Source organism: Streptomyces sp. NPDC042364, assembly GCF_056437585.1.
Genome location: NZ_JBWKAJ010000005.1, coordinates 366,432 through 384,193 on the forward strand (window position 1 = coordinate 366,432; position 17,762 = coordinate 384,193).

The following is a 17,762-nucleotide window of genomic DNA, read 5'->3' on the forward strand; positions in this document are numbered from 1 at the left end:
CTGCCGACGGGCCTTGTCTCCTTCGGATTCCGTCGTTCCCGACCCCTCGGAGGCCCGGAAATTCAAGGGATTCCGCCCCGCCGCGCGCGTAGGGTCGCCCACGTGATCGATGTTCCGGAGGCACTGGCCGAGACGCAGTCGGAGATCAACGGAGCGGCGGGCCGGAGGTTCGTCGCCGGGCTCCCCCGGCTGACCGCCGAGTTCCTGGACCGCTGGGGGCTGCGCCTCGACGGCCGGCCCATGCACGGCATGTGCGCCCTGGTCGTCCCCGTGGTCGACACGGCCGACGGCACTCCGGCCGTCCTCAAGCTGCAGATCCTGGACGAGGAGAGCGAGGGCGAACCGGTCGCCCTGCGCGTCTGGGACGGCGACGGGGCCGTACGGCTCCTGCGGTACGACGGCGAGACGGGCGCCATGCTCCTCGAACGCCTCGACCCCGCCCGGATGCTGTCCCACGAGCCGGACTCCCGCAAGGGCGTCCTGGTCATCGCCCGGCTGCTGGCCCACCTGACCGCGACACCCGCACCCGAGGGCCTGCGGCGGCTGTCCGACATCGGGGCCGGCATGCTGAAGCGGACCCCGGCCGCGCTGGACCGGATCGCGGACCCGGGGGACCGCCGGCTGATCGCCGACTGCGCCTCCGCCCTGCGCGAGGTGCTCGACGAGCCCGGCGACCGGCTCCTCCACTGGGACCTGCACTTCGACAACGTGCTGGCCGCCGACCGCGCCCCCTGGCTCGCCATCGACCCCAAGCCCCTCGCCGGCGACCCCGGCTTCGACCTCTGGCCCGCCCTGGACAACCGCTTCGACCCCGACGAGGTCGGCTGGCGCTTCGACGCGATGACCGACGTCCTGGGCCTGGACCGGCGGCGGGCCGCCGCCTGGACCCTCGCCCGCGTCCTCCAGAACGCCCTCTGGGACCTCGACGAGGGCCGCTCCCTCCAGCCGGACGACCTGGAGATCGCCCGCCGACTGCGCTGAACGCCCCCGGTTGGTCCTGCCGCACCTCTTGCAAAGGTCCGGACCAACCGCTACCCATATCTGTTAGGAAGGTTTCCTTCTAGTTGACCGGCCCGACCGGCAACACCGGCACCACTGGCACGACCGGCACCACCGGCACGAAGTGCCCCGCCTCCGTCGACCCCTCGACCCCTCGACCGCCAGGAGCCCCCCATGAGACCGGCACGATCCGTCCTGCTCACCGCCGCGCTCCTCCTGCTCGGCCTCGTCCTCACCCCCGCGTCGGCGCAGGCCACGCACCCCCCGGCCGACTCCCCCCGACCCGACGCCGTCCAGGCCACCCCGGCCGCCGTCACCCCCGTGGCCGCGAACGGGCAGCTGAAGGTCTGCGGCACCAAGCTCTGCAACGCACGAGGAAAAACGATCCAGCTGCGCGGCATGAGCACCCACGGTCTGCAGTGGTACAGCCAGTGCGTCACGAGCGGTTCCCTGAACGCGCTCGCCACGGACTGGAAGGCCGACGTCCTGCGCATCTCGATGTACATCCAGGAGGGCGGCTACGAGACCGACCCCCGCCGCTTCACCGACCTGGTCCACTCCGCCATAGAGCAGGCCACGGCCCGCGGCATGTACGCCATCGTCGACTGGCACATGCTCGACCCCGGCGACCCGCACCAGAACCTCGCCCGCGCCAAGACCTTCTTCTCCGAGATGGCCCAGCGCCACCGCGACAAGAACAACCTGCTGTACGAGATAGCCAACGAGCCCAGCGGAGTGAGCTGGTCCCGCATCAAGAGCTACGCCGAACAGCTCATCCCCGTCATCCGGGCCAAGGACCCGGACACCCCGATCCTCGTCGGCACCCGCGCCTGGTCCTCACTCGGCGTCTCGGACGGCGCGAACGAGTCCGAGGTGGTCAACAACCCGGTGAACGCGTCCAACATCATGTACACGTTCCACTTCTACGCGTACTCGCACCGGGACGAGTACCTCCAGACCCTCTCCCGCGCCGCCGACCGCATCCCCGTCTTCGTCACCGAGTTCGGCACCCAGAACTATGCGGGCGAGGGCGCGAACGACTTCGCCATGTCGCAGCGCTACCTCGACCTCCTCGCCGCCAAGAAGATCAGCTGGGTCAACTGGAACTTCTCCGACGACCACCGCACCGGCGCCGCCTTCAAGCCGGGCACCTGCGACGCCGACGGCCCCTGGACCGGCACGGCCTCCCTCAAGCCGGCGGGCACCTGGATCCGCGACCGCATCAGGACCCCGGACGACTTCTGACCACCCCCGCACCGTCGAACGGCCCCCGGGCCGGAGCCGACTCCGGCCCGGGGCGCCCGGCCGTCAGTTGCGCAGCGTGAGCCGCACATCGGAGACTGACGGGCCTTCAGCGCGTCAGAGCCAGTTCCCCTGGACCAGGGCGACCGCGAACTCCCCCGACCGGTCGAACCACCTAGCCCCCGGCTTCGCATTCCGACCGCACACCAACCGGTCGAACACCCGCGCGGCCCCCGCCACCGCCGGACCCCCTGAACGGAAAACCCCAGGTCAGCCACTGCCCGACCTGGGGTTCCCACCAGAGCCCCCTGTCGGATTCGAACCGACGACCTACGCATTACAAGTGCGTTGCTCTGGCCAGCTGAGCTAAGGAGGCGTGGCCCCGCGCGGGGGCGCCCGTGCAGTGTACCCACGTCAGGGCGCGCTTCCGTCGAAAATTTCCGCGAAGTTCACAGAGGTCGAGGTACTGACAGACGAGGTGAACGCCAGGTACCGTCACTGAGCCAGTCCCTCGCATGGACTACACCACCGTGGAACCGTCCCCGGTGGATCACCACCTTTACTCGGATCGTCCGGCACGTTCCTGCCGGTGAAGGGGGTCTACGACCCATGGCCACTGTCACGTTCGACAAGGCGACCCGGATCTACCCGGGTTCCACCAAGCCCGCCGTCGACCAGCTCGACATCGCGATCGAGGACGGCGAGTTCCTCGTCCTGGTCGGACCGTCCGGTTGCGGCAAGTCCACCTCCCTCCGCATGCTCGCGGGCCTGGAGGACGTCAACGGCGGCGCCATCCGCATCGGTGACCGCGACGTCACGCACCTGCCGCCGAAGGACCGGGACATCGCCATGGTGTTCCAGAACTACGCGCTCTACCCGCACATGACCGTCGCCGACAACATGGGCTTCGCGCTCAAGATCGCCGGCGTCAACAAGGCGGAGATCCGGCAGAAGGTCGAGGAGGCTGCGAAGATCCTCGACCTCACCGAGTACCTGGACCGCAAGCCGAAGGCTCTCTCCGGCGGTCAGCGCCAGCGTGTCGCGATGGGCCGCGCCATCGTGCGTGAGCCCCAGGTCTTCCTCATGGACGAGCCGCTGTCGAACCTCGACGCCAAGCTCCGCGTCTCGACCCGTACGCAGATCGCGTCGCTCCAGCGCCGCCTCGGCATCACCACCGTCTACGTCACCCACGACCAGGTCGAGGCCATGACGATGGGCGACCGCGTGGCGGTCCTCAAGGACGGTCTGCTCCAGCAGGTCGACACCCCGCGCAACATGTACGACCGCCCGGCCAACCTCTTCGTCGCCGGCTTCATCGGCTCCCCTGCCATGAACCTGGTCGAGGTCCCGATCACCGACGGCGGTGTGAAGTTCGGCAACAGCGTCGTCCCGGTCAACCGTGACGCCCTGAAGGCCGCCTCCGACAAGGGCGACCGCACGGTCACCGTCGGTGTCCGCCCCGAGCACTTCGACGTCGTCGAGCACAACGGCGCCGCCGCCTCCGCCCTGTCGAAGGACTCCGAGGACGCCCCGGCCGGCCTCGCCGTCTCCGTCAACGTCGTGGAGGAGCTCGGCGCCGACGGTTACGTCTACGGCACCGCCGAGGTCGGCGGCGAGACCAAGGACCTCGTGGTCCGCGTCAACGGCCGCCAGGTCCCGGAGAAGGGCGCCCAGCTGCACGTCGTGCCGCGTCCGGGCGAGACCCACGTGTTCTCGACCTCCACGGGCGAGCGTCTCTCCGACTGACCCGGACGCGCCGTACGCGAAACCACCGACCCGGGATAAATCACCCAGGTTGACGAAGAGGGCCCCGCGGTCGACCGCGGGGCCCTCTTCGCTACCGCCGAACGCCCCGGCGAAATCACCTATTTCGACCTGCGTTCGTCAATCTGGCGCCCCGAGAACGGGGCGGCCGCATCCCCCGAACCGGTGACCCAATGTCGCTGGATCATTACCCCGCGCTACCCTCACTCGCGTGAAGCACTCCCACACCTACACCCAACGGACGCGGCACGGCCGCGGCCCCGCCCGCCGGATCGGCCGCTCCCTCGCCCTCGTCCTGCCCGTCGTCCTGGTCCTCTCCGGCACGCTCGCGGTCACCAGCGTCAACTGGTCGGGGTCCGGCGCCTCCCAGTCGGTTCTCGCCGCCTCGGACGTCTCCCGTCCGGAGACCGCCCCCCGCGCCAAGCCCCGCGCCCCGCACGAGGTGCTGCGCGACAGGCTGCTGATGGAGCTTCAGGAGCGCGACCCCGGCGTGGCCCTCACCCATCTGCAGCAGGCCGTGAACGGCCGTCCGTCGCTGGCGAAGCACTGCGCCTCCATCGCCCGCACCCTCGGCCGTGCCGCCGTCCGCGCCTACGGCCCCACCCAGGCCCAGTCGTACGCCCGCCCCGTCTGCGACACGTCCTTCGCCAGCGGAGTCGCCGCCCAGCACGGCTGAGGACCCACCGCAGGCTCACAGGGCCTGCCCAGGGCGCTCGCACCCCCGCTCCCGCCGCCGACCACCCAGGGCGTGCTCCCGCGAACGGGGCGCCACGTACAGTTCGGGCATGACCGATCCGAACGCCGCGTTGCGCCCCGTTCAAGCCGTGATCCTGGCCGGCGGCCAGGGCTCCCGGCTGCGCCCGTACACCGATGACCGGCCGAAGCCCATGGTCGAGATCCCCGGCACGGGCACCCCGATCATCGGTCATCAGCTCGCATGGCTCGCCGAGGAGGGCGTCACCGACGTCGTCGTCTCCTGCGGCCACCTCGCCGATGTCCTCCAGAAGTGGCTGGACACGGCCGACCTCTCCGTCCGCGTCACCACGGTCGTCGAGACGGAACCCCTGGGCCGCGGCGGAGGCCTCAAGTACGCCGCCGCCCATCTGCCCCACCCGGACCGCCCCTGGTACGCCACCAACGGCGACATCTGGACCCGCTTCTCGCTGCGGGACATGGCGGACTTCCACACCGAGCGGGACGCCACCGCCACGCTCGCCCTGGCCCGCCCCCGTATCCCCTGGGGCGCCGTCAAGACCGACGGCTTCGGCCGGGTGACCGACTTCATCGAGGCGCCGCCCACGACGTACGAGGTCAACGCCGGCGTGTATGTCTTCTCCCCCGAGTTCGCCGGTCTGCTCCCGGAGCGCGGCGACCACGAGCGCACCACCTTCCCCCGGCTGGCCCGCGAACGCCGACTGGCGGGTTTCCCGATCCCCCAGGGCGCCTACTGGCGCGCCATCGACACGGCGAAGGACCTGACGGAGGCGGCGAAGGAACTGGCGGCCATGGGGCGCTAGGGGGCCGCCACACGGGTCTGTCCCGGCGCGCGAGAGCGGGCACACAGCTGAGGGGCCCCGCACGGAATCCGCGGATTCCGTGCGGGGCCCCTCGGCGCAGCGGGAGGGGCCTACCCGAGCAGTCCGCCCACCAGCCCCGGCCGTCCTCCGCCCGAGGTGCTGCCACCGGAGCCCCCGGAGGAGCCGCTGGGACCCGCGGTCGTACCGCCGGAGCCTCCGGCGCCTCCGCTGGAGCTGGGCCCGGCGGTCGTACTCGGTGCCTGCTCGACCGGGACGGACTGCTGCGGCGGCACCTGCCCGGCCGTCCCCTGGCTCTCGCTCGGCTGCCCCCCGGTGACCGTCGCGGCGTCCTCGGTCGCGCTCGGGGTCGTGGTCGCCCCCTGTGTGGGGCTCGCGGACGTGGCGCCCGCGGTGGGCGAGCCTGACGCGGAGGGGCTGCCCCCGGCCTCACGGCTCCTGCTGGGCTCTCCCGGCAACGGCGAACCCGGCAGCTCGTTGCGAGGCGCCTCCCCGGGGCCGGGCACGACGATGCGGTCGGCGTCGCGCACCGCACCGCCGAGCAGCGACCCGGCGAGCAGCGTGAGCCCGACGACGACGGTGGCCACGAGCACGCCCCGGCGCAGCACGTACCGGCGCAGCTGCCAGATGTCGGCCCGCGGTCCGAGCCGGCGCCAGGCGCCGCCCGCGAGCCTGCCGTCGATGGAGTACACCGGCGCGCCCGCGATGACGAGCGGGGACCAGGCGGCGAGGTAGATGATGTCGGGCGTCTCGTAGACGGGGGCGGTCTTCCAGCTGACGGTCACGAGCAGCGCCGCCGACAGCAGCACCCCGAACGCGGCGGCGAGCCGCTGCCAGAGGCCGAGAATCGTCACCACGCCCACGATGACCTGGGCGAAGGCGATGACGAGACCTGAACCGACGGGGTGCTCCAGCGCGAACTGCCGCAGCGGCTCGGCGACTTCCCACGGGTGCAGCGTGTTCAGCCACTTCACCATGGAGCCGCGCCGGCCGCCGTCGAAGTAGTGCGGGTCGCAGAGCTTGCCCATACCGGCGTAAGCGGAGATGAACCCGAGGATGACGCGCAGCGGCAGCAGCACCACTCCGAGGTTCATCCGGCGCCCGGGGTAATAGCCGTGCCGGACGGGCTCGTTGCCGCTCCGCCGATCGGACCGCTCGTCGGTCCCGTCCTCGTCCTCGTCGGCGTACGGGTCCTCGAACTCGCCGTCGGCGTAGGCGTCGTCGCGCGCGTATCCCGGTTCGTCGTACACGCTGCCGGCCGGGCGCATGGCGGGGAGCAGCCGGGTGCCCTCCGCGGCGGCGTGATCGCCGTGCGTCCGCTGGCCGCCGACGGTGGGTGTCTCCACGGTGTCGACGGTCAGGTCGCCGCCGTAGGTCCCGCTTCGGGTGTCCTGCCCGCCGGCGCTGGCGCCGGTCCGCGTGACGCCGACGCGCGGGATGACCCGGGTGGCGCCCGCCTGACGCACCGCCTGGAGGAGGCGGTGCGCTCCGGTGTCGTCCGGCGCGGACTTCCCGCTCCAGACGACGGGGGCGCGACGGCGCCCGGCGCCGGCCCCACCGACCCGCCCCGCCGTCCCCACGACGGGGAAGCGCGCGGTGTTCTCGGTGGCGCTCAGGTGCCGTGCGATGCGCGGGGAGGGCCGCGTGGAGGTGGCCAACTGCACGCGAAAACTCACGTTGTTGACGATGACCTGCGCCGGATCGCTCGGCACCTTCACCATGCTCAGCGCGGGAGCGTCGTCGAATCCCGACGAGCGGTCCCCCGTGGGTGTGCGGGGTGTTCTGGTGTCCACGCTCATCTAACCGAGTGACGTGACGTTAGGACACTGTCTTGACCGCCATGGATCTGTCCGGACCGCGTCAAGGTGATCCAGAACGCCCCGAACCCCAGGGTGGGGCGCTTTTCAGCCCCTGCGCCGCGCCGCCTCGTAGAGCACGACCCCGGCCGCGACACCCGCGTTCAGTGACTCCGCCCCACCGGGCATCGGAATCCGTACCCGGAAGTCGCACGTCTCACCGACGAGCCGGGACAGGCCCTTGCCCTCGCTTCCGACGACGATCACGACGGGCCCCTCGAGGGCCTCCAGCTCGCCCACCTCGACCTCGCCGTCCGCGGCCAGTCCGACCACGACGACGCCGGCCTTCTTGTAGGCCTCCAGCGCGCGCGTGAGGTTGGTGGCGCGGGCGACGGGCGTACGGGCGGCCGTGCCCGCGGACGTCTTCCACGCACCGGCGGTCATCCCGGCCGCGCGCCGCTCGGGTACGACGACACCGTGGCCGCCGAACGCGGAGACGGACCGGACGACGGCACCGAGGTTGCGCGGGTCGGTCACCCCGTCGAGAGCGACGATCAGCGGGTCCTCGCCCTCGTCGAACGCCGCCGCCACCAGGTCCTCGGGGTGCGCGTACTCGTACGGCGGGACCTGGAGGACGAGGCCCTGGTGGTTGAGCCCGTTGGTCATGCGGTCCAGCTCCGGGCGGGGCGCCTCCATGAGGTGGATGCCGCCGCGCTCACCGGCGAGCTGGAGCGCCTCGCGCACCCGCTCGTCGTTGTCGATGAACTGCTGGACGTAGAGCATGGTGGCGGGCACGCCCTCACGCAGCGCCTCGACGACCGGGTTGCGGCCGACGACCATCTCCGAGGTGCCCCGGCCGCCGCGGCCGCGCGCCACCGGGCGGCGGGCCGTCTGCTTGGCCTTGGCGTTGGCGATGCGGTTCTTCTTGTGCCCCTTGCGCATCTCGGCGGGGGGCGTCGGGCCCCTGCCCTCAAGACCCTTGCGTCGCTGGCCGCCACTGCCGACCTGCGCGCCCTTCTTGCCGGACATGCGGCGGTTGTTAGCGGCCATGACCTACCCGTCTCCTGGAAGCTTGCGTACACGTGCACGTGTACGGCATTGAAGTCTCGTCTATGCAGTGTGCCGCCCGGAAGGCCGGGCGGCACAATCGATCAAGGTGATCGCGGGTCAGCGCGGACCGAGCGTCCAGCGCGGACCGTCGGGGCTGTCCTCGATGACCAGGCCGGACTGGTTGAGCTGGTCGCGGATGGCGTCCGCGGTGGCCCAGTCCTTGCGGGCCCGGGCGGCCTCGCGCTGCTGGAGGACCAGACCGACAAGGCTGTCGACGACGCCGTGCACGCTCTTGCTGAGCACGGTCTCGCCCCGGTCGCCGCCCTCTCCGGCCCAGTGGGGTTCGAGGGGGTCCAGGCCCAGGACGCCGAGCATGGCCCGCACCTCGGCGAGGCGCGCCACGGCGGCCTCCTTGTCGTCGGCGGCCAGCGCGCTGTTGCCCTGGCGGACCGTGGTGTGCACGACGGCCAGCGCCTGCGGCACGCCCAGGTCGTCGTCCATCGCGTCGGCGAACGCCGGCGGCACGTCGGCCGCGGGCTCGACGATCCCGCCCGCCTTCTCGACGACGCGCTGCACGAAGCCCTCGATACGGGCGAACGCCGACTCGGCCTCGCGCAGGGCCTCCTCGCTGTACTCGATCATCGACCGGTAGTGCGGGGTGCCCAGGTAGTAGCGGAGCACGATGGGCCGCCAGTGCTTGACCATCTCGCTCACGAGCACCGAGTTGCCCAGCGACTTGGACATCTTCTCGCCGCTCATGGTGACCCAGGCGTTGTGCACCCAGTACCGGGCGAAGGTGTCACCGAAGGCCTTGGCCTGGGCGATCTCGTTCTCGTGGTGCGGGAAGATCAGGTCCAGCCCGCCGCCGTGGATGTCGAACTCGCTGCCCAGGTACTTGTGCGCCATGGCGGAGCACTCCAGGTGCCAGCCCGGCCGGCCCCGCCCCCAGGGCGTCTCCCAGGTGGGTTCGCCCGGCTTCGCCGACTTCCACATGGCGAAGTCACGCGGATCGCGCTTGCCGGTCTCGCCCTCGCCGGACGGCTGCAGCAGGTTGTCCAGCTCCTGGTTGGACAACCGCAGGTACTCGGGGAACGACCGCACGTCGAAGTACACGTTGCCGTCGGCCTCGTAGGCGTGGCCGCGCTCGATCAGCCCGCGCATCATCTCGACCATCTCGGTCACATGCCCGGTGGCACGCGGCTCGTAGGTCGGCGGCAGGCAACCGAGCACGTGGTAGCCGTCGTTGAAGGCGCGCTCGTTCTCGTAGCCGATCGACCACCACGGGCGGCCCTGGTCGGCCGCCTTCGCGATGATCTTGTCGTCGATGTCCGTGACGTTCCGGATGAACGTCACGGCGTACCCGCGGTACTCGAACCACCGGCGCATGATGTCGAAGTTGAGCCCCGACCGGATGTGCCCGATGTGCGGGGCCGCCTGCACGGTGGCACCGCACAGGTAGATCGAGACACAACCCGGCGTGATGGGGTCGAAGTCACGGATCTGCCGGGCGCTGGTGTCGTACAGGCGAATAGTCACGCCTCCAGGGTAGTGGGCAACCGGCAGTGCGCTGCGCCGCTCGGGACGAAGGGCCACGAATTCGTGACACGTGGCCGCGCCGCCGGGCCGGGGCGCCCGATGGGGGTGAGGGGCACGGGTTCGTCGGCGGGTGCGGGTGGGTCGTGGGGCCTCCACTCACGCGCACCCGCCGGCGAGAGCGGCACCCCCACCCCGCCGGGCGCCCGGCGACTCAGACCCGCGCGACCAGCGCCGTGGCGACCGCCATCAACCCCTCGCCGCGCCCGGGGAACCCGAGCCCGTCCGTCGTGGCGCCGGAGACGGAGACCGGCGCCCCGACCACCTCCGACAGCACCTTCTGGGCCTCGTCCCTCCGCTTGCCGATCTTCGGCCGCGGCCCCACCACCTGCACCGCCACGTTGCCGATCACGAACCCCGCGTCCCGCACGATGCGCGCGGCCTCCGCGAGGAGGGTCACCCCGGACGCCCCGGACCACTCGGGCCGGCCCGTGCCGAAGTGCTGTCCCAGGTCACCGAGGCCCGCCGCGGAGAACAGCGCGTTGCACGCGGCGTGCGCCACGACGTCCGCGTCGGAGTGCCCGGCGAGTCCCGGCCCCTCCCCCTCCCACTTCAGCCCTGCGCACCACAACTCCCGCCCTTCCTCGAAGGCGTGGATGTCGGTGCCGATGCCGACCTGCGGGAGCACCACAGCGGGCGTCTCAGAAGCCATCGTTCAGCCTCCTGCGGGCCAGGACCGCCTCGGCGAGGACCAGGTCGAGCGGGCGGGTCACCTTGAACGCCTCCTCGTGCCCGGGCACGACCACGACCCGCGCCCCGAGCCGCTCCACCATGCTCGCGTCGTCGGTGACCTCTCCGGTGACCGTCTGGTGCGCCCGGACCAGGGTCTGCCGGTCGAACCCCTGCGGCGTCTGCACCGCCCGCAGCCGCGCCCGTTCCGGCGTGGCGACGACCGGCTCCGGCGCGCCGGGCGCGGCCGCCGGCGCGACCTCCTTGACCGTGTCGGCGAGCGGCAGCGCGGGCACCACGGCCGGCGCCCCGTCCCGTACGGCCTCGATGACGGAGTCGACCGTGTCGACCGGGACGAGCGGGCGCGCCGCGTCGTGCACCAGCACGATGTCGTAGCCGGGCGGCAGCGCGTCGAGGCCGAGGCGCACGGACTCCTGCCGTGACTCACCGCCGGGTACGACGAGGAAGTCGGTCCGCTCGGGCAACGCGTGCGCGTCGAGCAGGGACTTGACCTCGGCGGCACCGTCGGGCGGCGCCACGACGACGACGAGGGAGACGGCGCGGGACGCGGCCATGGCCCGTACCGCGTGGATGAGCATGGGGGTGCCGTTCAGTGCCCGTAGTGCCTTGGGGGCGCCCGGACCGAGGCGTACGCCCCGGCCGGCGGCCGGGATCACGGCCGCCGTACGGGCTCCCGCGCCGGTCCCGGAGGGCGAAGGACGCGAATCGTCAGACATCGGTTCCTGTCAGGTTTGTGTGCTCGGCCTACGTGGGTATGGCCACAGCGTGCCGGGCGCGACATCTTGACCGGACCCTTCCGTGACATCTGGTCGAGCCAGCTGCCCGGGCCCGGCACGCCCAGTATCGGGGACCCCACCCCGTCGTACGGCATCCGGTTCGGCGACCGGGTACGAACATGCCGCAGCGCCCGGCGACACATCGTCTGTCATCGGGCACCGCGGCATTTCGTTTGCTGCGCTGAGCGGCTGAGCGGGCTGGCTGCCTGCCTCAGTCAGTTCAGGACGCGAGGACCTCGTCCAGCAGGGCCTCGGCCTTGTCCTCGTTGGTGTTCTCCGCGAGGGCGAGCTCGCTCACCAGGATCTGGCGGGCCTTGGCGAGCATGCGCTTCTCACCGGCGGACAGTCCGCGCTCGCGCTCACGACGCCACAGGTCACGGACTACTTCCGCGACCTTGATGACGTCGCCGGAGGCGAGCTTCTCCAGGTTTGCCTTGTAGCGGCGCGACCAGTTAGTGGGCTCTTCGGCGTACGGTGCGCGCAGCACCTCGAAGACCCGGTCCAGGCCGTCCTGACCGACCACGTCACGCACACCCACGAACTCCGCATTGTCCGCCGGTACGCGCACCGTCAGGTCACCCTGGGCGACCTTGAGCACCAAGTAGGTCTTGTCCACGCCTTTGATCTGGCGAGTTTCGATGGCCTCGATCAGCGCGGCCCCGTGATGGGGATAGACCACGGTGTCGCCAACCTTGAACGTCATGTGACAGGTACCCCTTCCGTGGCTATCCAGGGTAACACGGATACGACGCGTTCTGAATGGCGTTTTCGCAGGTCAGGGCATATCTCGGGGCTTGACAACAGCGACAGGAACGTGCTGCGAGGGGCGAACGGAAGTGGGTATCCGCAGGTCGGAGCGGCTCTCCGGGCGGAGTGAAACGCGTACGCTACACGCATCCGGAGGACTCCTCGACTGTCCGAACGTCCTACTTTGTCCGACTCCAAGTGTGCGACTTCCGTTACTCCGTTCGGTGGGCGGAGTCGGGTACGAGACGAATCCGGAATTGATCAAGGAGTTAGATCTCCGGGAGATGTTCCGCCGTTACCGGATCGTGTTCGGGAGGGGTTCCGGGGCCGTTCCGGCGGGGTTCTGCGGAGGTTCTGGCGGCTGATCGATTTTCCGTGCCGGCCGGCATTCCTTGCCGGAAATCGAGCGGCGGCGGGAAGGGATCGGTGGGGGTTATGTGAATGCCGGACGAGGCCGCGGGTGACCCGTCCGCCAATTGCTTCCGGTGACTCGCCGGGCACTTGGGGAGGGTCGGGTGCGGCCGTGATGGGGCGGCTCGGTAACCTAAGCCCGCTACCGATCACGTATCGCCCACGTTCAAGGAGTTGCCGCCGCCGTGAGCAGCAGCCTTCGACGCGGCGCACTCGCCGCCGCCGCCCTCGCGTTCTCGATCGCCTCGCTCGCCGCGTGCAGCGCCGGCAGCAACGCCCAGACGCTCCAGATCAAGCCGGACAACGCGGCGACGACCGTGGGGGACATCAAGATCCAGAACGCGATCGTGGTGACCCAGCCGGACGCCGCGGCCAAGGGCCCGGCGGTCGTCTCCGCGACCCTGTTCAACGGCTCCACGAGCGACCAGACGCTGGACTCCGTCACCGTGGAAGGCGCCGGCACCGCCGAGATCACCCCGGTCAAGGGCGAGGGCAAGGGCGGCAAGGTCGTCGTCCCGGCCGGCGGCTCCGTCATCCTGGGCGGCGAGGGCAACGCCTCCGCCGTCCTGTCGGCCATCGGCTCCTCCGTCCAGAACGGCAACGCCCAGAAGGTCACCTTCACCTTCAGCGAGACCGGTGACGTGAGCCTGCGCGCCTTCGTCGTCCCCGCCGAGCACTACTTCGAGAAGTGGGGGCCGACCGAGATCCCCGAGGCCCCGGCCACGAGCGCCACCCCGTCCGACGAGGCCTCCGGCTCGCCGTCCGCCTCCGGCTCGCCGGACGAGGAGGGCGCCGCCGAGGAGGAGGGCACCGCCGCCGGCTCGTCCGGCTCCCCGTCCGCCTCCGAGTCCGAGGCTGCCTCCGGCAACTGAGCGCCGTACACCCGACGCATCACGAAGGGCGGCACCCCCACGCGGGGTGCCGCCCTTCGTCGTACGGCGGAGCCGGCAGGCCATGGCCCCCTCCGGCCGACGGACGGACGCCGGCGGACGGATGCACACGGACGGACGCAGACGGCCGGATGCCGACGGCCTGGGGTCGCCGACGGAAGTCGCCGGCCTACGGCTCGAACTTGTAGCCGAGGCCCCGCACCGTGACCAGGTATCTCGGCGCGCCGGGGTCCGGCTCGATCTTGGCGCGCAGGCGCTTGACGTGAACATCGAGGGTCTTGGTGTCGCCCACGTAGTCGGCTCCCCAGACACGGTCGATGAGCTGCATGCGCGTCAGCACGCGGCCCGCGTTGCGCAGCAGCATTTCGAGCAGGTCGAACTCCTTGAGGGGGAGGTCGACCTTGGAGCCGGAGACGGTGACCACGTGACGGTCGACGTCCATACGGACGGGACCGGCCTCCAGCGCGGCCGGGGTGACCTCCTCGGGCTCGCCGCGGCGGCGCAGTACGGCCCGGATACGGGCGACGAGCTCGCGCGAGGAGAAGGGCTTGGTGACATAGTCGTCGGCTCCTATTTCCAGGCCCACGACCTTGTCGATCTCGCTGTCCTTGGCCGTGACCATGATCACCGGGACATTGGAGCGGCTGCGCAGCTGACGGCAGACCTCGGTGCCGGGCAGGCCGGGCAGCATCAGGTCGAGGAGCACGAGGTCGGCGCCGTTGCGCTCGAACTCGTCGAGTCCGTCGGGGCCGGTGGTCGCGATGGCGACCTCGAAGCCCTCCTTGCGGAGCATGTAGGACAGGGCGTCGGAGAAGGACTCCTCGTCCTCGACGACGAGCACTCGGGTCACGGAAGGACCTCCGGGGCGGGATGCGGTTCGTACGGGGATGACTCGGTGTGCGGTTGCCCGTCCTCGTCGACGAGGTCCGGGTGGTGCGTTGCGCGGTCGCGGGAGGCGCCCGCCTCCGGCAGCCTGAGGGTGAACGTGGAGCCCTGGCCCTCCGAGCTCCACACCGTGACCTCCCCGCCGTGCGAGGCCGCCACGTGTTTGACGATCGCGAGTCCGAGACCCGTGCCGCCGGTCTGGCGGGAACGGGCCGGGTCGACGCGGTAGAAGCGCTCGAAGATGCGCTCCTTGTCCTTCTCGGAGATGCCGATGCCCTGGTCGGTCACGGCGATCTCGATGAAGTCCCCACCGGGTGCGGTCACCGTGCGGGCGGCTACGCCGACACGAGTGCGGGCCGGGGAGTAGTTGACGGCGTTCTCGACGAGATTGCCGAGGGCGGCGGCGAGCTGGCCGCGGTTGCCCCACACCTTCAGCTCGGCGGTGCCGCCGGCGGCGATGGTGATCTGTTTGGCGCCGGCCTGGTGGCGGCACCGGTCGACGGCCTCGGCGACCAGCTCGTCCACCCGGACGGGCTCGGCGTCCTCCAGCGGGTCGTCGTTCTGCACCCGGGAGAGGTCGATCAGCTCCTGCACCAGGTTGGTGAGCCGGGTGGCCTCGATCTGCATCCGCCCCGCGAAGCGCTCCACCGCTTCCGGGTCGTCGCTGGCGCCCATGACGGCCTCCGAGAGGAGGGACAGGGCACCGACCGGGGTCTTGAGCTCGTGGCTCACGTTCGCCACGAAGTCGCGCCGTACCGCTTCGATGCGACGGGCCTCGGTGAGGTCCTCCACGAGCAGCAGCACGAGCCGGGAGCCCAGCGGAGCGACGCGCGCCGAGACCGCCAGGGCCTCGCCGCGCCCGGTGCCGCGCCGGGGCAGGTCCAGCTCGACCTGGCGTATCTCGCCGTCGCGGCGGGTGTCGCGCGCCATCTGGAGCATCGGCTCGACGGCGAGCTTCCCGCCACGCACCAGCCCGAGGGCGTACGCGGCGGAGCTGGCCTTGACGACGGAGTCGCCCTCGTCGAGCACCACGGCGGAGGAGCGGAGCACGGAGAGCACGGTGTCCACGCCGGGCGGCAGCACCGCGTCCGTGTGCAGGGAGGTCCTGGTCGGACGCGTCTGCTCGCGCTCGCTGAAGCGGAACGCCAGCATGGCGATGACGCCGGTGAGCACACCGGCGATCGCAGCCGCTGCGGCGACCGCCGCGTTCACGTCCATGCATCCAGGTTAGGCACGAGGTCGGACATCCCCACAGCTCCCGAGGGGCGACCTCGAACACTCGTCGCCCAGAGTTCACCTTGGAGCCAGTGATGGTTCATTTGGGGTGGCGGAAACGGACGCGTACAGGCCGGAACGTGGGAGCGTGGGGTTCATCCGGGCCCCCCGGGCCGGCATCCGCTAGGTCCGGCGGAACGGCGGTCGCGCCTTCGCACGGGCACGGCTGCCGTCGATGTGACGGTACGGCTTCCGAAAACGGAACACGACCGTCGTCGACAGGGCGGTACGGCTCCCGCAACGGAGGACGGCTACCGCCGGGTGGCGGCAGGGCTTCCGGAGAATGGGGGCACGGCCGTCGGTGTGGCGGCACGGCTTTCGGGCACGGCCTTTTCGGAAACCCACGAGCAGACGCACGTAAGAGAGGGACACCCTGATGCGGGACGCGTACCACGAGGAACTTGACTCGATCGGTGAGGGCCTGGTCGAGATGGCCCGACTGGTGGGGTCGGCGATCGGACGCGCCACGACGGCGATCCTCGACGCCGACCTGAAGCTGGCGGAGAGCGTGATCGAGGCCGACCAGAAGGTCGACGACCTTCAGCACGACCTGGAGGCCCGCGCGATAGCCCTGCTGGCCCGCCAGCAGCCGGTGGCGACGGACCTTCGTATCGTCGTGACCTCCCTGCGTATGTCCGCCGATCTGGAGCGCTCCGGCGACCTCGCCCAGCACGTCGCCAAGCTCACCCGGCTGCGCTTCCCCGAGCGGGCGGTCCCGCGCGACCTGCACGCCACGATCCTGGAGATGGGCCAGCTCGCGCAGCGGCTCATGGCCAAGGCGGCCGAGGTCATCATCACCAAGGACGTCGACCTGGCGCTCCAGCTGGAGCAGGACGACGACGCGATGGACCTCCTCCACCGCACGCTCTTCCAGCACCTGATGGACGACCGCTGGAAGCACGGCATCGAGACGGCGGTCGACGTCACCCTCCTCGGCCGCTACTACGAGCGCTTCGCCGACCACGCGGTCTCCGTCGCCAAGCGCGTGGTGTACCTGGTGACCGGCGAGCACGCGGACGAGCTCCAGGCCGAAATCCAGCCGGTGACCGGGGTCGAGGGGGCGTAGGGCTCCCGGGGGAGCGGGCGAGGCGGTTTCCGCGGCAGCGTGACGGAGGGCTCCGGGGGTGGGGTGCCGGCGGCTGGGTGGCGCCTCCCGTGGGTGCTCCGGAGGGCGTGCGGTCCTGGTGGAAGGGCGGGCGCGTGGAGCCTACGCCGGGTGTACGGACGCCTCCGTGCGCCGTTGATGCGCCCGGCTGAACCGGCATGCAATGGGGCATCCAATGGGCACAGGCACCAGCCTTCGAGGAGGGACCATGGCCGAATCCCCCGCCAGCCCCAGCACGCCCGACCCGACGCAGACCCGGGACACCCAGCAGCCAGCCGACATCAAGTCCCTGCCCCTGTTCGGCGCCTGCGGCTGCGGTTCCGGCTGCGCGTGCGGGTGCCAGTCCGGCAATCCGTGCCAGTGCGGCTGAGCGGCACGCGGTCGCGCCTGTCCGGGTGAGGGACGCACCGATCCCTCCCGCGGACGCTGGAGAAGGGGCCTGTCCCAGGACGGGCCCCTTCTCCCTTCGCCGTGTTGCGATGCCCGGGGTTCGGGTCGCGCCTGCACCGCGGGGCCCGCCACGCCCGGCGTTCGGGTCGCGCGCCCGCGTGGCAGGGCCCGCCACGCCCACCGGCGCGGTCAGCCCGCGCGGCAGTACGCGAATGGGCGCAGCATGGTGGTACGGCCAGGAAAGAAGGAGGTGCGAGGCCATGGCGAAGTTCATGGACGTCCACCACGGGATGAAGGGCATCACCGCCGAGCAGCTGCGAGAGGCGCACAATGCCGATCTCGCCATAGAGAAGGACGAGCGGGTCCACTTCGAGCGCGCCTGGGCCGATCCCGAGTCCGGCACGGTCTACTGCCTCTCCGAGGCCCCGTCCGCCGAAGCGGTCCAGCGCATCCACGAACGCACCGGCCACAAGGCGGACGAAGTCCACCCCGTCCCGCTGACGGTCTGACCCCACCCGCCGCCGGGAACGCGGGAGTGCCTCCCGCCGGGCCGGCCCACCCCGCCGGACACCCCGTCGGCGCGGCGCCCGGCGGCTGCGCCGAGGTCGCCTTGC

Annotated in this window: 17 protein-coding genes and 1 tRNA gene; 9 read left to right on the forward strand and 9 right to left on the reverse strand. The window is 71.2% G+C overall.

What is annotated here, in order from left to right; genetic code table 11:
* Positions 1-69 precede the first annotated feature (69 nt).
* Together AC067N_RS13435 and AC067N_RS13440 are read left to right on the forward strand one after the other, a co-directional pair.
* Complete coding sequence (locus AC067N_RS13435) at positions 70-981, forward strand: aminoglycoside phosphotransferase family protein (protein WP_478679136.1); 912 nt, start codon at positions 70-72, stop codon at positions 979-981.
* A gap of 192 nt (positions 982-1,173) precedes the next feature.
* On the forward strand, positions 1,174-2,244 hold the full coding sequence (locus AC067N_RS13440) for a glycoside hydrolase family 5 protein (RefSeq protein WP_478679018.1): 1,071 nt from the start codon (positions 1,174-1,176) through the stop codon (positions 2,242-2,244).
* A 299-nt stretch (positions 2,245-2,543) separates the two neighbouring features.
* Here the strand turns inward: AC067N_RS13440 and AC067N_RS13445 are convergent.
* Positions 2,544-2,617 (reverse strand) — tRNA-Thr (locus AC067N_RS13445).
* A 233-nt stretch (positions 2,618-2,850) separates the two neighbouring features.
* Between AC067N_RS13445 and AC067N_RS13450 the strand changes: the two genes are divergently transcribed.
* The 3 genes from AC067N_RS13450 (at position 2,851) to AC067N_RS13460 (ending at position 5,522) form a co-directional block, all read left to right on the forward strand.
* Positions 2,851-3,987: an ABC transporter ATP-binding protein gene (locus AC067N_RS13450; RefSeq protein WP_478679019.1), complete on the forward strand. Its 1,137-nt coding sequence runs from the start codon at positions 2,851-2,853 to the stop codon at positions 3,985-3,987.
* A 229-nt stretch (positions 3,988-4,216) separates the two neighbouring features.
* Positions 4,217-4,681, forward strand: coding sequence for a hypothetical protein (locus tag AC067N_RS13455; RefSeq protein WP_478679020.1), 465 nt, complete (start codon positions 4,217-4,219; stop codon positions 4,679-4,681).
* Between the two features lie 109 nt (positions 4,682-4,790).
* The gene (locus tag AC067N_RS13460; RefSeq protein WP_478679021.1) at positions 4,791-5,522 is read left to right on the forward strand and encodes a nucleotidyltransferase family protein; all 732 of its coding nucleotides are present in this window, start codon (positions 4,791-4,793) and stop codon (positions 5,520-5,522) included.
* A gap of 110 nt (positions 5,523-5,632) precedes the next feature.
* Here the strand turns inward: AC067N_RS13460 and AC067N_RS13465 are convergent, their stop codons facing one another.
* From AC067N_RS13465 to AC067N_RS13490, 6 genes are all read right to left on the reverse strand, one after another.
* Positions 5,633-7,339, reverse strand: coding sequence for a DoxX family protein (locus AC067N_RS13465; RefSeq protein WP_478679022.1), 1,707 nt, complete (start codon positions 7,337-7,339; stop codon positions 5,633-5,635).
* Between the two features lie 105 nt (positions 7,340-7,444).
* On the reverse strand, positions 7,445-8,386 hold the full coding sequence (rlmB, locus tag AC067N_RS13470; protein ID WP_478679023.1) for a 23S rRNA (guanosine(2251)-2'-O)-methyltransferase RlmB: 942 nt from the start codon (positions 8,384-8,386) through the stop codon (positions 7,445-7,447).
* A gap of 117 nt (positions 8,387-8,503) precedes the next feature.
* Positions 8,504-9,922 carry a cysteine--tRNA ligase gene (gene cysS, locus AC067N_RS13475; RefSeq protein ID WP_478679024.1) on the reverse strand — a complete coding sequence of 473 codons (1,419 nt, stop codon included), beginning with the start codon at positions 9,920-9,922 and terminating at the stop codon, positions 8,504-8,506.
* A 211-nt stretch (positions 9,923-10,133) separates the two neighbouring features.
* Positions 10,134-10,631 (reverse strand): 2-C-methyl-D-erythritol 2,4-cyclodiphosphate synthase, encoded by a 498-nt coding sequence (gene ispF, locus AC067N_RS13480; RefSeq protein WP_478679025.1) that lies wholly within the window; start codon positions 10,629-10,631, stop codon positions 10,134-10,136.
* Positions 10,621-11,385: a 2-C-methyl-D-erythritol 4-phosphate cytidylyltransferase gene (gene ispD / locus AC067N_RS13485; RefSeq protein WP_478679026.1), complete on the reverse strand. Its 765-nt coding sequence runs from the start codon at positions 11,383-11,385 to the stop codon at positions 10,621-10,623. The genes ispF and ispD overlap by 11 nt, the downstream gene beginning before the upstream one ends.
* 280 nt (positions 11,386-11,665) lie before the next feature.
* A complete protein-coding gene (locus tag AC067N_RS13490; protein ID WP_003953493.1) occupies positions 11,666-12,148 on the reverse strand; it encodes a CarD family transcriptional regulator in 483 nt (160 codons plus the stop codon).
* Positions 12,149-12,788: 640 nt separating this feature from the next.
* Here AC067N_RS13490 and AC067N_RS13495 point away from each other — a divergent pair.
* A complete protein-coding gene (locus AC067N_RS13495) occupies positions 12,789-13,475 on the forward strand; it encodes a copper chaperone PCu(A)C domain-containing protein (protein WP_478679027.1) in 687 nt (228 codons plus the stop codon).
* Between the two features lie 187 nt (positions 13,476-13,662).
* On the opposite strand, the gene phoP is transcribed toward AC067N_RS13495, so the two are convergent.
* Entirely contained in the window at positions 13,663-14,343 is a 681-nt protein-coding gene (gene phoP / locus AC067N_RS13500) for a two-component system response regulator PhoP (protein ID WP_033322296.1), read from the reverse strand.
* The gene (gene phoR / locus AC067N_RS13505; protein ID WP_478679028.1) at positions 14,340-15,596 is read right to left on the reverse strand and encodes a two-component system sensor histidine kinase PhoR; all 1,257 of its coding nucleotides are present in this window, start codon (positions 15,594-15,596) and stop codon (positions 14,340-14,342) included. The genes phoP and phoR overlap by 4 nt, the downstream gene beginning before the upstream one ends.
* A 433-nt stretch (positions 15,597-16,029) precedes the next feature.
* Between phoR and phoU the strand changes: the two genes are divergently transcribed.
* The 3 genes from phoU to AC067N_RS13520 all read left to right on the forward strand — a co-directional run bounded on the left by phoU (position 16,030) and on the right by AC067N_RS13520 (position 17,657).
* Positions 16,030-16,719 carry a phosphate signaling complex protein PhoU gene (phoU, locus tag AC067N_RS13510; RefSeq protein WP_478679029.1) on the forward strand — a complete coding sequence of 230 codons (690 nt, stop codon included), beginning with the start codon at positions 16,030-16,032 and terminating at the stop codon, positions 16,717-16,719.
* 247 nt (positions 16,720-16,966) lie between these two features.
* Positions 16,967-17,128, forward strand: a complete 162-nt coding sequence (locus AC067N_RS13515) for a hypothetical protein (RefSeq protein WP_468078562.1) — start codon at positions 16,967-16,969, stop codon at positions 17,126-17,128.
* Between the two features lie 280 nt (positions 17,129-17,408).
* Complete coding sequence (locus AC067N_RS13520) at positions 17,409-17,657, forward strand: SCO4226 family nickel-binding protein (protein ID WP_468103080.1); 249 nt, start codon at positions 17,409-17,411, stop codon at positions 17,655-17,657.
* Positions 17,658-17,762 lie beyond the last annotated feature (105 nt).

Excerpts from the sequence above, each read along its gene's own strand:
- AC067N_RS13440 (WP_478679018.1), top strand. The coding sequence starts at position 1,174 with ATGAGACCGGCACGATCCGTCCTGCTCACCGCCGCGCTCCTCCTGCTC.
- AC067N_RS13450 (WP_478679019.1), top strand. The coding sequence starts at position 2,851 with ATGGCCACTGTCACGTTCGACAAGGCGACCCGGATCTACCCGGGTTCC.
- AC067N_RS13460 (WP_478679021.1), top strand. The coding sequence starts at position 4,791 with ATGACCGATCCGAACGCCGCGTTGCGCCCCGTTCAAGCCGTGATCCTG.
- AC067N_RS13465 (WP_478679022.1), bottom strand. The coding sequence starts at position 7,339 with ATGAGCGTGGACACCAGAACACCCCGCACACCCACGGGGGACCGCTCG.
- rlmB (WP_478679023.1), bottom strand. The coding sequence starts at position 8,386 with ATGGCCGCTAACAACCGCCGCATGTCCGGCAAGAAGGGCGCGCAGGTC.
- ispF (WP_478679025.1), bottom strand. The coding sequence starts at position 10,631 with ATGGCTTCTGAGACGCCCGCTGTGGTGCTCCCGCAGGTCGGCATCGGC.
- ispD (WP_478679026.1), bottom strand. The coding sequence starts at position 11,385 with ATGTCTGACGATTCGCGTCCTTCGCCCTCCGGGACCGGCGCGGGAGCC.
- AC067N_RS13490 (WP_003953493.1), bottom strand. The coding sequence starts at position 12,148 with ATGACGTTCAAGGTTGGCGACACCGTGGTCTATCCCCATCACGGGGCC.
- phoR (WP_478679028.1), bottom strand. The coding sequence starts at position 15,596 with ATGGACGTGAACGCGGCGGTCGCCGCAGCGGCTGCGATCGCCGGTGTG.
- phoU (WP_478679029.1), top strand. The coding sequence starts at position 16,030 with ATGCGGGACGCGTACCACGAGGAACTTGACTCGATCGGTGAGGGCCTG.
- AC067N_RS13515 (WP_468078562.1), top strand. The coding sequence starts at position 16,967 with ATGGCCGAATCCCCCGCCAGCCCCAGCACGCCCGACCCGACGCAGACC.
- AC067N_RS13520 (WP_468103080.1), top strand. The coding sequence starts at position 17,409 with ATGGCGAAGTTCATGGACGTCCACCACGGGATGAAGGGCATCACCGCC.